This is a genomic window from Streptomyces sp. SID14515, assembly GCF_010548505.1.
In the GTDB taxonomy this organism is placed as follows: domain Bacteria; phylum Actinomycetota; class Actinomycetes; order Streptomycetales; family Streptomycetaceae; genus Streptomyces; species Streptomyces caviscabies.
Window position 1 is genome coordinate 18,696 of record NZ_JAAGMH010000122.1, and the last position, 15,108, is coordinate 33,803.

A 15,108-nucleotide genomic window follows, 5' to 3' on the forward strand; every position below is an offset into this window, starting at 1 on the left:
CCCGCGAGCCACCCTGTGTTGACCAGGACATGAAGCCACCCCTCCTCAGCGTCGTCGTCCCCGTCCACAACGTCGAGGCCTACCTTGAGGACTGCCTGCGGTCGGTGGCGGAACAGACCCTCGAAGCGATCGAGGTGGTCATGGTCGACGACGGCTCGACGGACGGAAGCGCCCGGATCGCGGCGGAGTTCGCCGCCCGGGACAGCCGCTTCCGGCTGGTCCGGCAGCAGAACGCCGGGCTGAGCGCCGCCCGCAACACCGGCGTCCGCCACACCACCCCCACCGTTCCCTACCTGGCGTTCGCCGACAGCGACGACATCGTCGTGCACGACGCGTACGAGCGGATGACGGGCTCGCTGGAGTCGACCGGTTCCGATCTGGTGACCGGCAATGTGTGGCGGCTGACCGGGCAGGGGCGGCAGCAGGCCTGGCAGTACCGCTGGCTGACGGGCACCGGGGCGCGTACGCACATCACCCGGGATCCGCGTCTGCTGGCCGACCGGGTGGCGTGGAACAAGGTGTTCCGGCGCTCTTTCTGGGAAGCGCACGGCTTCGCGTTCCCCGAGGGCAGGCTGTACGAGGACACCCCGGTGATGATCCCCGCGCACTATCTCGCGGGCTCGGTCGACGTCCTCGCCGAGCACGTCTACTACTGGCGGGTGCGAGAAGGTTCGATCACCCGGCGGCGGACGGACGTCACGGGCGTACGGGACCGGATCGCCGCGTGCGAGCAGGTCAGCGCGTTCCTGGGCGGCCGGGACGCGGGACAGCGGCGGGCGTACGACGCGTCCTGTCTGCGCGACGACTTCGGGTACTTCCTGGACGGCCTGCCGATGGGCGGCGAGGCGTACCGGGCAGCGTTCCTGGAGGGGGCCGGGGCCTTCGTCGACCGGGCGGGCCCCGAGGTGCTGGAGGGGTTGCCGGTGGAGCTGCGCATCAAGTGGCAGCTGGTACGGGAGCGACGCCTGGCGGAGCTGCTGGAGGTCCTCGCCTTCGAGCGGGCCAACGGGGCGGGCACGTTCGCCGTGGAGGGTCTTCCGGGGCGACGGCGGGCGGTGTACCCCGGCGTGCGCGGCGCGAGCGCCCGGCTCACGCGCACGGACATCCCGGCGGTGGCGCGGCTGTTGGAGGCGCGCTGGGGCGCGGACGGGAAGCTGCGGCTGCGCGGGTACGCGTATCTGCGCAACCTTCCCGCCGCCTCCGCCCGGCAGCGGCTCACGGTGGGGATGGTCCGGGCGGAGCGGGGCCGGCAGGTGCGGCCGGTGCCGGTGCGTTCCGTTTCCGCGCCCGAGGCGACGGTGAACTCCGGTCAGGAACTGCACGATTACGGCCACGCGGGCTTCGAGATGGTCCTCGACCCGGACCGGCTGCCCGCGACGGCGGGGGGCGGCGGCTGGCTGGTGGGCCTGGTCGTCGCCGGGCCCGGGGCGGTCCGCCGGGTGGCGGTGCGCGCACCGGACGCGGGCGCGGACCAGCCGCTGACGCACGACCTGGGCGACGGGCAACGGGCGGTGCTCGACTACCGGGGCGGCCGGCTCCGGCTGACCGTGTCACGGCTGCGGGCACTGGCCGAGGGCCACCGGGCGGTCGAGACGGAGGGATGCCCGCTGGAGATCACGGGCCGGCACTTCGGCGGGAGCAGGCCCACGGCACTGCTGCTGACCCGCGACGGGAGCGAAGAGCGCTCCTGCCCGGTGGAGTACGAGGACGAGGCGCACGCGGTGGACCAGGCGAACGGGGTCGCGTTCAGGGTGCGGGTTCCGCTCGCCGACCTCGCCGACGCCCCGCCGGCCCCGCACCGGGCCCCCCGCGAGGTCGAGGCGGCGAGCGGGGCCCGGTGGCGGGTCCGGCTGCTGCTCGCCGACGGCAGCCGCGTGCCGCTGCCCGCCGCCCCGGACCTGCCGCCGCCCGCGTACGCGGACCCGGCGGGCGACCTGGTGCTGGACCTGGCGGGGCTGCCGTACGCGGACGAGGTGGAGTGCACGCCGGAGGGCGGCGTACGCATCCGGGGGGCGTACGCCGGTACGGGGACCGCGTCCACGTCCTCGTACGGCAGCCGCCTGGTCCTGCGCCACGAGACGCTGCACGAGACGGTCCCGGTCACGGAGGCCGTCGTGAACGGGGCAAGCGGGGCTGACGGGGCTTCGGACGAGGCTGGGGCTGGGGCTGGGGCTGGGGCTGGGGCAGCATCCGACGCCGAGGCGGAGGCCGGGGCCGACGCAGGGGCAGCCGCATCCGAGGCCGGTACCGAGGCCGGGTCCGGGTCCGAGGCCGGGTCCGGGTCCGAGGCCGGGGCCGCATCCGAGGCCGGGGCCGGGGCCGGGTCCGAGGCCGGGTCCGGGTCCGGGTCCGAGGCCGGGTCCGGGTCCGAGGCCGGGGCCGCATCCGAGGCCGGGGCCGCATCCGAGGCCGGGTCCGAGGCCGAGGCCGGTACCGAGGCCGGTACCGAGGCCGGGGCCGGTACCGAGGCCGGGGCCGGTACCGAGGCCGGGGCCGGTACCGAGGCCGGGGCCGGGGCGGAGGCCGGGTCCGAGGCCGGGGCCAGTACCGACGCAGCTGCCGGCTCCCCGCCCCGGCACCCCGCCACCACCCCGGGCCGCTTCTCCGCGCTGATCGCCCCGCCGCTCCCGGAAGGCCGCTGGGAGCTCCGCCTGGACGGCCGCCCCGTACGCGTCCTCGGCTCCGCCGCCGCGCGGTTGCCCTGTGCCGGAGGCGAGGGCGCGCTGCGCCTGGAGCGGAGGCACGGCGACCGGCTGTCCGTGATCGCGCAGCCGGAGCCGGGGGCCGGGCCGGGCTCGCCGACGGCGGCCGCCGGGCGGAGTGCGTACGGCAGGCGGCTCCTGCGCGCCACGCACTACAGCGACCGGCGCACAACCCTCCCGCTCCGCGACACCGTCCTCTACGCGGGCGGCGACTCCCCACGCGCCGTGCACGCCGAGCTCGTGCGCCGGGGCACGGAGGCCGAACACCTGTGGGTCACCGGTACCACCCCCGGCCGCATCACCCACGTCCCGCCCGGCGCGCGGGCCGTCCCCCTGCACAGCGCCGCCTGGTACGAGGCGCTGGCCCGCTCCCGCCGGATCGTCACGGACGAGCAGCTGCCCGGGTGGTTCGAGCGGCGGCCGGGGCAGACCGTCGTCCAGACCTGGCACGGCACCCCGCTCGGCCGGTTCGGCGGCGGCCTGGCGAACACCCTCTACGCCGACCACCAGTACCTCGCCACCCTGCCGCAGCGGTCGGCCCAGTGGTCGGTGCTGGTCTCCCCCAGCCGCTTCGCCACCCCGTGGCTGCGCAGGTCGCTGGCGTACGAGGGCGAGGTGCTGGAGGCCGGGTCGCCCGCCAACGACGTGCTGTTCCCGCCCGCCCGGGACAAGGCCGCCGAGGAGGTGCGGCGCGGGCTCGGGCTCCCGGAGGACCACCGCGTCGTGCTGTACGCCCCGACCTACCGCGACCACCTGGCCCACCCCCCGGCCGCCTCCGCCGGCCGCGCGGCCCCCGGCCCGTACCGCTGGGATCCGGCGCTCGACCCGTACGCCCTGGTGCGGGCACTCGGCCCCGGCCACACGGTCCTGGTGCGCCGCCACCCCCGGGTCACCGGCGGCGTCCCGACCGGACCCGGCGTGCTCGACGTGTCCGGGCACCCGGGGGCGGCCGGGCTGCTGCTGGTGGCCGATGTGCTGGTGACGGACTACGCGGGGCTGATGTTCGACTTCGCGCTGACGGGCCGGCCGATGCTCTTTCACACGTACGACCTGGAGCACTACCGCGACACCGTGCGCGGCTTCTGCCTGGACTTCGAGACCCGGGCTCCGGGGCCGCTGCTGGTCACGACGGACGAGGTGGCGCAGGCGCTGCGCGACACCGGGTCGCTGGCGGCCCGGCACGCCGACGCGTACGAGAGTTTCCGCCGCGACTACTGCGACCTGGACGACGGCGGTGCGGCGGCCCGGGTCGCGGACCGCCTCCTGGCGGACGCGCCCTAGGGCGGGCGTCGGGGAACCGTCGACCGGAATCCCCCGGACGAGTGGCGGCGGGGAGAACGGCCCCGCCGCACGGAACCCATGAGACGTGCCCCTCTTCTCCGCTGCCTCCTCCGCCCCGTCCTCCGACCTGCCGCCCACCGGCCTCCCGCCCGCCGCGACCGGAGGCGGGGGCGACAGGGCGACCCGGCCGCCGCTGTGGCTGCCGTCGCCGTACCTCGTGCTGGGCGGGCTGCTGTGGGCGGTGCTGTCGGCGGCGGCCTGGCAGGCTCCGCTGTGCTGCGAGGCCGGGCTCCAGGCGGCGGTCGTCGAACGACTGCGGGTGAACCTGCTGCACCCGGCGTTCCCGATGACCGACCTGCCCGCCGTGGCGAGCGCGCACTACTCCCCGTACGCGCTGCTCCAGGGTCTGGCCGCCCGCGCCGCCGGGTTCTCGGGCTCGTCCGTCGTCGCGCTGGCCGCGTCGGTGAACCTGCTGCTCCTGCTCACCGGGATCGGCCGGCTCACCCGGCTGCTGACCCCGAGCCGCTGGGTGCCGGTGCTCCTGCTGGTGCCGCTCGCCCTGATCCACTGGGCGGACCCGGCCCGGTGGAGCGCGCCGAGCACGTTCGCGGTAGCGGTCACCTTGCACCTGTGGGCGTGGACCGGGCACGTGGCCGCCCGGACCGCGCGCCCCGGCGATCCGAAGCCCGGCCGGACGCCCCGGTGGCCGGAGGCGGCCGGGATCGGGGTGCTGCTCGGGCTGGTCCTGCTGGTCCACCCGCCGACGGCGATCGGCGCGGCGATCGGGTGCCTGGCCCTGATCGCGATCCGGACGCGGACCCGGATCCGGCCGGCCGTGTGGCGGTGGGCGTTCGCCGTCGTGTGCGCGGTGACCGTGGCGGCGCTGTGGCCGTACTACAACGGGCTCACCGCCGAGCGGACCCCCGCCGACGGCCGGACCACGGGGCCTCCGGCGGCCGAGGGGGTGCGGGCGGCCGGGGAGCCGTACGCCTGGGCGACCGCGTACGTGCCTCCGGGCGAGGTGGTCCTCACGGACAGCCGCCCGGCGATGTACGCGCTGGCCGGGCACGGGGCGTACGTACTGGCCGACGCACTGCCGGACGCGGGGCTCGCGACCACGGAGCGGCGGGAGAGGAGCCGGGCGGTGGCCGCCTACCTCGACACGTCGACCCCGCAGGCCCGGCGGGACGGGATCACCGCCCGGTACGGGGTGCGGTGGCTGCTGCTGACCCGCTTCCAGCGGCTGCCCGAGAACGCGACGGTGCTGGCGTTCGGCCCGCGCACGGGCGAGGTGCTGGCGCGGGTGCCGGCAGCGGGGTGAGCCCTCAGGCGTGCTTGAGGGCGTTGAGGGTCTTCAGGCGCACTTGAGGGCGTTGAGAAGCTTCAGGTGCGATTGAGGCCACGGAAGATCCTCAGGCGTGCTTGAGGGCGGCGACCGCCGAGGCGGCCAGATCGTCCAGGTAGCCCTTGGGCAGTTCGCCGCGGACGACGACGAGCCGCCAGTACAGCGGTCCGACGATGAGGTCGAGCGCCCGGTCCGGATCGCTTCCTTCCGGCAGCTCCCCCCGGGCCACGGCCTCCCGCACCACCACGGCGGCGACGCCCTGCTGCTGGTCCAGGAGCGCGGCCTTGATCGCCTGGGAGATCTCCGGATTGCGGGCCGCCTCGACCAGCAGGTCCGGGATGACCTGCGAGGCGACCGGGTGGCGCAGGGCGTAGGCGGCCAGTTCCAGGACGGCGCGCACATCCCCGTACAGCGAGCCGGTGGCCGGGGCGGGCATCCCCTGGGCGGCGACGGCCGCGACCAGGTCGAGGACGAGCGCCAGCTTGGACTTCCAGCGGCGGTAGACGGCCGTCTTGCCGACGCCCGCGCGCCGGGCGATGCCCTCGATGGACATCCGGGCGAACCCCACCGCGGCGAGTTCATCGAAGACGGCGGCGCGGATGGCGTCCGTCACGTCCTCACGCAGGACGGCGGCGCCTGCGGGGGCGCGGCGGCGGGTTCCCCGTTCGGTGGTCATGGCCCGCATGATAGTCGGCCGCGACGAAACGGTTGCGTTGCGACGTACAAGCGTCCTACTCTCAGCGTTACGACGATACGGTCCCGTCCCAACGAGGGCGTCCCTACGGGACCGTGCCGTCCCCTCCCCCTCCGCTTCCGTCGAAAGCGATCGTTCGTGGTGAGCCAGACAGCAGCTCCGCCGACCCCGGCGAGCACCCCCGACCAGGCCGTTCCCACCTACGCACCCGGTGAGCTGGCCGCCCTGGCCGCCCGGCACGGCCTGACGGTCAGCGGCGCCCGGCCCTCGCTGCCCGCGTACATCCGGCAGCTCTGGGGGCGGCGGCACTTCATCGCCGCGTTCGCGACGGCCAAGCTGACGGCCCAGTACAGCCAGGCGAAGCTCGGCCAGATCTGGCAGATCATGACGCCGCTGCTGAACGCGACCGTCTACTACTTCATCTTCGGCGTCCTGATGGACACCCGGCGCGGGGTGGAGGACTTCGTTCCGTTCCTGGTCACCGGGGTCTTCATCTGGACCTTCACCAGCAGCTCGATCACCGCGGGCACCCGGGCGATCAGCGGCAACATCGGCCTGGTGCGGGCTCTGCACTTCCCGCGCGCCTCGCTGCCGGTGGCCCTGGCGCTCCAGCAGTTGCAGCAGCTGCTGTTCTCGCTGGGGGCGCTGACCCTGATCCTGCTGGTGTTCGGCCAGTACCCGCGGCCGTCCTGGCTGCTGGCGATCCCGGCGCTGGCCCTCCAGGCACTGTTCAACACCGGCCTGTCGATGGTCATGGCCCGGCTGACGGCCAAGACCCCCGACATCGCGCAGCTGACGCCGTTCGTGCTGCGGACCTGGATGTACTCATCCGGCGTGATGTGGAGCCTGGACCATCTGCTGGCCGGCGACCGAGTACCGCACGCGGTGCTGGTGCTGCTGGAGTACAACCCGGCGGCGATCTACATCAACCTCATGCGGTACGCGCTCATCGACAGCTACAGCGGGCTGCCGGCGCACGTGTGGGCGGCGGCACTGGGCTGGGCACTGCTCTGCGGGGTGGCCGGATTCGTGTACTTCTGGAAGGCCGAGGAGACGTACGGACGTGGCTGACACCGAGAACGTTCCCGGGGACCGGCGCGTCCCGACCGTCGTCGTCGACGACGTCCACATCACGTACACGGTCAACGGCGCCCGTAAGGGCAGGGGCAGCGCCACCTCGGCGCTCAGCCGGCTCACCACCCGCCGCGCGACGCCCGGCGCCCGCAAGGTGCACGCCGTGAAGGGCGTCAGCTTCGCCGCGTACAAGGGCGAGGCGATCGGCCTGATCGGCTCCAACGGCTCGGGCAAGTCGACGCTGCTCAAGGCCGTCGCGGGCCTGCTTCCGCCGACCCAGGGCCGGGTCCACACCCAGGGCCAGCCCTCGCTGCTCGGCGTGAACGCGGCCCTGATGGGCGACCTGACCGGCGAACGCAACGTGGTGCTGGGCGGACTCGCGATGGGCATGACGCGCGAGCAGATCCGCGAACGCTACGACGGGATCGTCGACTTCTCCGGCATCAACGAGAAGGGCGACTTCATCACGCTGCCGATGCGCACGTACTCCTCGGGCATGGGCGCGCGGCTCCGCTTCTCCATCGCGGCGGCCAAGAGCCACGACGTACTCCTGATCGACGAGGCCCTGTCGACGGGCGACGCGAAGTTCCAGCGCCGCAGCAAGGACCGCATCAAGGAACTGCGAGCCGAGGCGGGCACGGTCTTCCTGGTCAGCCACAGCAACAAGTCGATCACCGACACCTGCGACCGGGCCCTGTGGCTGGAGGCGGGCACACTGAGGATGGACGGCCCGGCAAAGGAAGTAGTGGCAGCGTACGAGACTTTCACCAACCGGAAGTAACCAACTCCGCCCCAGCCATCCCAGCCCGCCCGGCCACTTCCAGCCCGCCCGGCGCTTGAGGGCATCTTTTCCAGTTTTCCAGCCCGTCCGGCGTTTGAGGACATCGGTTCAGCCCGTCCGGCGCTTGAGGACGGACCCCACGCCGAGGGGGCCGGCGCCACCAACGGCACCGGCCCCCACAGACGTACGCCAACAACTACGCGTGCGTACGCAACAACGTCCGCATGGTCCGCATGGCCACCGACAGATTCGCCAGATCAAACGCGTCCGACCCCTGGATCTCCTCCAGCGTCGACCGCGACCGAGCGAGAATCGCCGCGTTCTTCGACTCCCACGCCACGAACCGCTGCTCCGGCGTGGAGGACCCGTTCCCCACGCTCAGCACGTCCGACGTGAGCGCCGCATGCGCCGCGTACAGGTCCTCGCGGATGGACGCGCGGGCCATGGACTGCCAGCGGTCGGCCCGCGGCAGCTCGATGATCCGGTCCATCAGCTGCGTGATCCGCAGCCGGTCCGCGAGGTCGTAGTAGACCTCCGCGACCTCCAGCGGATCCTTGCCCGTACGGTCGGCGATCGCCACGATGTCCAGCGCCGGGAAGGCGGAGGAGAACCCGGCCACCCGCACCGCCAGCTCGTCCGGGACGCCCGCCGAGGTGAGCTCGTCCAGGATCGAGTGGTACCAGTCCAGGTCCGCGCCCTTGAGCAGCTTGGGCAGCTCGTCCCAGACCCGCGCGACACCGTCCCGGAACCCTTCGATGGTCTCCGCGATGGCGACGGGCTGCGGCCGGTTGCCCAGCAGCCAGCGCGAACCGCGCTCGACCAGCCGCCGCGAGTGCAGCCGGATCCGGGTCTGGACATCGGCGGCGACCTTGTTGTCGAGCGCCTCGACGGCGTCCCACACCGAGGACAGGCCGAAGATCTCGCGGGCCGTGAACTGGGCCCGCACGATCTCCTCGATCGACGCCCCGGTCTCCTCGCGCAGCCGGTGCAGGAAGGTCGAACCGGCGGTGTTGACCGTGTCGTTGACCAGCACCGTCGTGATGATCTCGCGCCGCAGCGCGTGCCCGTCGACCGCCTCGGGGAACCGCTCGCGCAGCTCGCTCGGGAAGTAGGCGTGCACCAGCTTCTGCAGGTGCGGGTCGTCCGGCAGGACGGTGGAGATCAGCTCGTCCGCCGTCGTGATCTTGGTGTAGGCGATCAGCACGGCCAGCTCGGGCTGGCTGAGCCCCGTCTCGTTGCTCAGCAGCTCCCGGATGTGCCGGTCGGCGGGCAGGAACTCCAGCGCCCGGTCGAGCGCGCCGTCACGCTCCAGCCGGCGCATGAAGCGCTGCTGGGCGTGGAGCAGCGAGGGCGCCTGCGCGGAGGCGTTGGAGAGCGCCACGTTCTGCGCGTAGTTGTTGCGCAGGACGAGCGCGCCGACCTCGTCGGTCATGTCGGCGAGCAGCTTGTTGCGCTGCTTGACGGTCATGTCGCCGTCCCGGACCAGACCGTTGAGCAGGATCTTGATGTTCACCTCGTGGTCGGAGGTGTCCACACCGGCGCTGTTGTCGATCGCGTCGGTGTTGATCCGGCCGCCGTTGCGGGCGAACTCGATCCGGCCGAGCTGGGTGGCGCCGAGGTTGCCGCCCTCGCCGACGACCTTGGCCCGCAGGTCCTCGCCGTTGACGCGGATCGCGTCGTTGGCCTTGTCGCCGACGTCGGCGTTCGACTCGGAGACGGCCTTGATGTACGTGCCGATGCCGCCGTTCCACACCAGGTCGACGGGGGCCTTGAGGATGGTCTGCATCAGGTCGGCGGGCGTCATCTTGCTCACCGACGCATCGATGCCGAGCGCCTCGCGGATGTGCGGGTTGAGCGGGATCGACTTGGCGCTGCGCGGGTGGATGCCGCCGCCCGCGGAGAGCAGGCCCGTGTCGTAGTCGGCCCAGGAGCTGCGAGGCAGGTCGAAGAGCCGGCGCCGCTCGGCGTACGAGGTGGCGGCGTCCGGGTTCGGGTCGATGAAGATGTGCCGGTGGTCGAAGGCCGCGACCAGGCGGATGTGCTCGGAGAGCAGCATGCCGTTGCCGAACACGTCACCGGACATGTCGCCGACGCCGACGACGGTGAAGTCCTCGGTCTGGGTGTCGTGGCCCAGCTCCCGGAAGTGCCGCTTGACGGACTCCCAGGCGCCCCGGGCGGTGATGCCCATGCCCTTGTGGTCGTAACCGGCCGAGCCGCCGGAGGCGAACGCGTCGCCGAGCCAGAAGCCGTACGCGACGGCGACCTCGTTGGCGATGTCGGAGAAGCTCGCGGTGCCCTTGTCGGCGGCGACGACGAGGTAGGTGTCGTCCTCGTCGTGCCGGACGACGTCGACGGGCGGCACGACCTCGCCGGCCACCATGTTGTCGGTGATGTCGAGCAGCGCCGAGATGAAGGTGCGGTAGGCGGCGATGCCCTCGGCGAACCAGGCGTCGCGGTCCACGGACGGGTCCGGGAGCTGCTTGGCGACGAAGCCGCCCTTGGCGCCGACGGGCACGATGACGGTGTTCTTCACCATCTGCGCCTTGACCAGGCCGAGCACCTCCGTACGGAAGTCCTCGCGCCGGTCCGACCAGCGAAGACCGCCGCGGGCGACCTTGCCGAAGCGCAGGTGGACGCCCTCCACGCGCGGCGAGTAGACCCAGATCTCGTACGCCGGCCGGGGTGCGGGCAGGTCCGGGATGGCCTGCGGGTCGAACTTCATCGAGACGTAGGAGTGCGGCGTGCCGTCCTCCGTGTGCTGGAAGAAGTTGGTGCGCAGGGTGGCCTTGATGACGGTGAGGAAGGACCGCAGGATCCGGTCCTCGTCGAGCGAGGCGACCTGGTCCAGGGCCCCGTCCAGCTCCTCCAGGAGCCCGTCGGTCAGCTCGGTGCCGGCGCTCTGCCGACCCGGCGACATGCGGGCCTCGAAGAGCGAGACGAGCAGCCGGGTGGTGTGGACGTTGTTGCGGAGCGTGGACTCCATGTAGTCCTGGCTGAAGGTGGACCCGGCCTGCCGCAGGTACTTCGCGTAGGCGCGCAGCACCATGGCCTGCCGCCAGTTCAGCCCGGCGCCGAGGACCAGCGCGTTGAAGCCGTCGTTCTCCGCCTCGCCCTTCCAGACGGCGGCGAAGGCTTCCTGGAAGCGGGCGCGGGCGTCATCGGCGAGGTAGCCGCCGTTGCCGTTGGCCAGCGGCATCCGCAGCCCGAAGTCGTAGATCCAGGCGTGGGTGCGGTCCGCGCAGCGCAGCTCGTACGGTCGCTCGTCGACGACCTCGACGCCGAGCTGCTGGAGCGCCGGGAGGACGGCGGAGAGGGAGACCTGCTCGCCGGTCCGGTAGATCTTGAAGCGGCGCTCGCCGGGGCCCGCGCCGACCGGCTCGTACAGGCTGAGGGCGAAGTCCTTCTCACCCTGCTTGAGGGTCTCCAGGTGGACCAGGTCGGCCACGGCGGCGCGCGGCGAGTGGTCGGCCTTGTAGCCCTCGGGGAACGAGTGGCCGTACTGGCGCTGCAGTTCCGCGCCGCGCTCCTCGCCCAGCTCGGCGTTGAGCGCTTCCTGGAAGCCGTCGGCCCAGGAGCGGGCGGCCTCGACGAGGCGGGCCTCGATCCGGTCGGCGTCGGCGTCCGTCAGATGCGGCAGCTCGGTGCCGGCCGGGACGCGGATGACGAAGTGCAGCCGGGAGAGGATCGACTCGGTATTCCAGGCGGTGAAGTCGACGCTGTTGCCGCCGAGCTCCTCCTTGAGGATGTCGATCAGCCGCAGCCGCACGCCGGTGGTGTAGCGGTCGCGCGGGAGGTAGACGATCGCGGAGTAGTAGCGCCCGTACTCGTCCTGACGCAGGTAGAGCCGCAGCCGGCGGCGCTCCTGGAGGTAGAGGACGGAGGTCACGATGGAGCGGAGCTGGTCGACGGGCGTCTGGAACAGCTCGTCGCGCGGGTAGGTCTCCAGGATCTGGAGCAGGTCGCGGCCGTCGTGGCTGTTGTACGAGAAGCCCGCGCCCTCGACGACCTCAGCGACCTTGCGGCGGATGACGGGCACCCGGCGCACCGACTCGGTGTAGGCGGCGGAGGAGAAGAGCCCGAGGAAGCGCCGCTCGCCGATGACGTTGCCCTTGGCGTCGAACTTCTTGACGCCGACGTAGTCGAGGTAGCTGGGGCGGTGCACGGTGGCCCGGCTGTTGGCCTTCGTCAGGACGAGGAGCTTGTGCTCGCGGGCCTTGGCGCGGGCGTCGGCGGGCAGCCGGTCGAAGGACGGGCTGACCGGGTGGGCCTCGTCCTCGCTGTGCTGCGGGTCGGAGCGCAGGATGCCGAGTCCGGTGCCGGGCACGGCGGCCAGCGCGTCGCTGTCCTTGAGCTCGTACTCGCGGTAGCCGAGGAAGGTGAAATGGTCGGCGGCCAGCCAGCGCAGCAGCTCGCGGGCCTCCTCGACCTCCTCGTCGGCGAGGTCGTCCAGCGGTTCGCCGGGCAGGTCGTCGGCGATCCGGAGGGCGGCGTCGCGCATCTTCCCCCAGTCCTCGACGGTCTCCCGTACGTCGGACAGGACGCGCAGCAGGTCGGCGGTGATCTGCTGGAGGTCGGCGCGGTCGGTCTCGCGGTCGATCTCGACGTGGATCCAGGACTCGACGAGCGCGTCGTGCGGCAGCTCGGCCTTCTCACCGGGCTTCGGGGTGCCGGGTCCGCCGGAGAGGACCTCGATGAGCTTGCCGGTGACATCGCGGCGGACGGTGACCTGGGGGTGGATCACGACATGGATGCCGCGCCCCTGCCGGGACAGCTCGTTGGTGACGGAGTCCACCAGGAAGGGCATGTCGTCGGTGACGACCTCGACGACGGAGTGGCTGCAGGTCCAGCCGTTCTCCTCGACGGTCGGGGTGTGCACCCGGACGTTCGCGGTGCCCTGGGGACGATTCTCGGCCAGCCGGTAGTGCGAGGCGGCGGCGCCGAAGACGTCGACCGGGTCACGGCCGCTGAGGTCCTCCGGAGCCGTATGCAGGTAGTAGCGCTGGAGGTAGGCGAGCACCGTGTCCTGGCCGGGACGGTCGCTCGCGTCGGCCCCGGCAGCGGCAACGCGCGCCCGGGGGACACCTCCCGGGCCACCGACACCACCGCCCGGACCGTTTTCAGCTACCTTGGCGGCCCCTGCGAGCAGCTCGGCCTTGGCTTCGTCCAGCTTGGTCTGCATGTCCTCTGGCTCCTGTCGCGCGCCGTTGCGTGACGTAGGTGAGAAAAGCGACGTACCGCCACGACGCGGGGTTTCCGGTCTGGGTCGACGCTATGCCGCTTCGAGAGTTCCCCGGGACCACATGGGCCATTTTTGACGGCCGGTCCGGAGTCGGAAGATCGCGGATCGCCCGGGTGCTGTGGCACTCCGGGCGGCGGCCGGGGGCTTCGCTGCCCCCGAGGCGTATCGCGCTGATCACGGCACCAGGCTATCGCCCTCGCACCCCACCGCGTCATGAGCCGCTTGTGTACAAAAGAACCCCCCGAACTTTGACACTCTGGACAGTGCGCCGCGCCGCCTTGGCGAACTCCCGAAACCGGGGCAATCTGTCTTTTACCGCACGGATTCAGGCCCTCGACACGCCATCGGGGCCACCGGCCCCGAGGAGCCCGCCATGTCGCAGAAGATCCTCATCGTCACCGGCGACGCCGCCGAATCGCTCGAAGTCCTCTACCCGTACCAGCGGCTGCTGGAGGAGGGGTACGAGGTCGACATCGCGGCCCCCGAACGCAAGACGCTGCGCTTCGTGGTCCACGACTTCGAGCCCGGCTTCGACACGTACACGGAGAAGCCCGGCTACACCTGGCCCGCCGACCTGTCCTTCTCCGAGGTCGACCCCGGGGCCTACATCGCCCTGGTGATCCCCGGCGGCCGCGCCCCCGAATACCTCCGCAACAACGCCGAGCTGCGGAAGATCGTCGGCGCCTTCTTCTCCGCGGACCGCCCGGTGGCCCAGATCTGCCACGGCCCCCTGATCACCGCCGCCACCGGCAACCTGAGCGGCCGCACCGTCACGGCGTACCCCGCCCTGGAGCCGGACATGCAGAGCGCGGGCGCAACGTTCCAGGACACGGAGGCGGTGGTGGACGGCCCCCTGGTCTCATCGAGAGCCTGGCCGGACCACGCGGCCTGGATGCGAGAGTTCCTGAAGGTACTCCGCACCCGGTAACCCCACCCACCACGCACCCCCTCAAGCCCATCCGGGCACGCCTTCCAGCCCGCCCAGCGCCCCCTCAAGCCCGCCCGAGCACACCTTCCAGCCCATCCGGCGCCCCCTCAAGCCCGTCCGGCGATTGAGGACATCTTTCAGCTCAGCCATCTCCGGGCCGCAGGGCACATCCCCAGCCCGCCCGAGCACCTCTCCAGCCCGTCCGGCGCTTGAGGACATCGTTTCAGCCCGTCCGGCGCTTGAGGACATCGTTTCAGCCCGTCCGGCGCTTGAGGACCGGGGCCCGGGGCAGCGCCCCGAAAACCCGCACCACCGCACCCCGCACCACCGCACCAAGGCACACCGCACCCGCTACGCGGAATACGTCTCCGCCAACGCCACCGCCTCCCCCAGGCTGTCCACCACCGGCACCCCCGCCCCCTCCAGACTGCTCCGACTGTGCGACCCACCCGTGTACAGCACGGCCCGCGCCCCCACATGCGCCGCCGCCACCGCGTCGTCGAGCGCGTCCCCGATGACCACCGCGTTCTCCGGCGAGAACCCGTCCACGCCCCCCACCCCGGCCAGCGCGGCGAAGTGCCGCTCCATGTGGAGCGCCTTGCTCCCGCCGGACGGCCCCGTACGCCCCTCGACCCGGACGAACCGCGGCTCGATGCCGTACCCCCGCACCACCGGCACCAGCTGCTCGTGCCCGTACATGCTCAGCAGCGACTGACTGCGCCCGGCCCGCTGCCACTGGTGCAGCAGCTCCTCCACCCCGGCGGTCAGCCCGCAGGCCACCCGCTGCTCCGCGTAGTACCGGTGGAAGATGTCGTCCATCCGCTCCCACTCGGCCTCGGTGGGCAGCCGGCCCAGGAACCGCTCGTAGAACCGGGGTATGGGGATCGTGTACATCTCCCGGTACTGCTCCAGCGTGATCGGCGCCAGCTCGACCTCCGCGAACGCGGCGTTCGTCGCCTGGATGACGGCATGGGTGTCGTCGAGCAGCGTGCCGTTCCAGTCCCAGACCAGATGTGTGCGTGTCGTCCCGGAAGTCATACAGAAAAAAATACCCGCCGGGTACG

General features: G+C 72.3%; 8 protein-coding genes. 5 read left to right on the forward strand and 3 right to left on the reverse strand.

The window, feature by feature from the left end; genetic code table 11:
* Nucleotides 1-29 precede the first annotated feature (29 nt).
* Entirely contained in the window at nt 30-3,983 is a 3,954-nt protein-coding gene (locus tag G3I54_RS29465; RefSeq protein ID WP_164618890.1) for a CDP-glycerol glycerophosphotransferase family protein, read from the forward strand.
* 85 nt (nt 3,984-4,068) lie between these two features.
* On the forward strand, nt 4,069-5,304 hold the full coding sequence (locus tag G3I54_RS29470; RefSeq protein WP_164618892.1) for a hypothetical protein: 1,236 nt from the start codon (nt 4,069-4,071) through the stop codon (nt 5,302-5,304).
* A 91-nt stretch (nt 5,305-5,395) separates the two neighbouring features.
* Here the strand turns inward: G3I54_RS29470 and G3I54_RS29475 are convergent, their stop codons facing one another.
* Nucleotides 5,396-6,004, reverse strand: coding sequence for a TetR/AcrR family transcriptional regulator (locus G3I54_RS29475; RefSeq protein ID WP_203687356.1), 609 nt, complete (start codon nt 6,002-6,004; stop codon nt 5,396-5,398).
* 156 nt (nt 6,005-6,160) lie between these two features.
* Between G3I54_RS29475 and G3I54_RS29480 the strand changes: the two genes are divergently transcribed.
* Nucleotides 6,161-7,093 (forward strand): ABC transporter permease, encoded by a 933-nt coding sequence (locus tag G3I54_RS29480; protein ID WP_164618894.1) that lies wholly within the window; start codon nt 6,161-6,163, stop codon nt 7,091-7,093.
* Nucleotides 7,086-7,877 (forward strand): ABC transporter ATP-binding protein, encoded by a 792-nt coding sequence (locus tag G3I54_RS29485; protein WP_164618896.1) that lies wholly within the window; start codon nt 7,086-7,088, stop codon nt 7,875-7,877. Before G3I54_RS29480 ends, G3I54_RS29485 begins: the two co-directional genes overlap by 8 nt.
* Nucleotides 7,878-8,073: 196 nt before the next feature.
* On the opposite strand, the gene G3I54_RS29490 is transcribed toward G3I54_RS29485, so the two are convergent.
* Nucleotides 8,074-13,056 carry an NAD-glutamate dehydrogenase gene (locus G3I54_RS29490; RefSeq protein ID WP_164618898.1) on the reverse strand — a complete coding sequence of 1,661 codons (4,983 nt, stop codon included), beginning with the start codon at nt 13,054-13,056 and terminating at the stop codon, nt 8,074-8,076.
* 433 nt (nt 13,057-13,489) lie between these two features.
* Between G3I54_RS29490 and G3I54_RS29495 the strand changes: the two genes are divergently transcribed.
* Nucleotides 13,490-14,044: a DJ-1/PfpI family protein gene (locus G3I54_RS29495; protein WP_164618900.1), complete on the forward strand. Its 555-nt coding sequence runs from the start codon at nt 13,490-13,492 to the stop codon at nt 14,042-14,044.
* Nucleotides 14,045-14,395: 351 nt separating this feature from the next.
* On the opposite strand, the gene G3I54_RS29500 is transcribed toward G3I54_RS29495, so the two are convergent.
* Nucleotides 14,396-15,082, reverse strand: a complete 687-nt coding sequence (locus G3I54_RS29500; RefSeq protein WP_164618902.1) for an HAD family hydrolase — start codon at nt 15,080-15,082, stop codon at nt 14,396-14,398.
* Between the last annotated feature and the right edge of the window lie 26 nt (nt 15,083-15,108).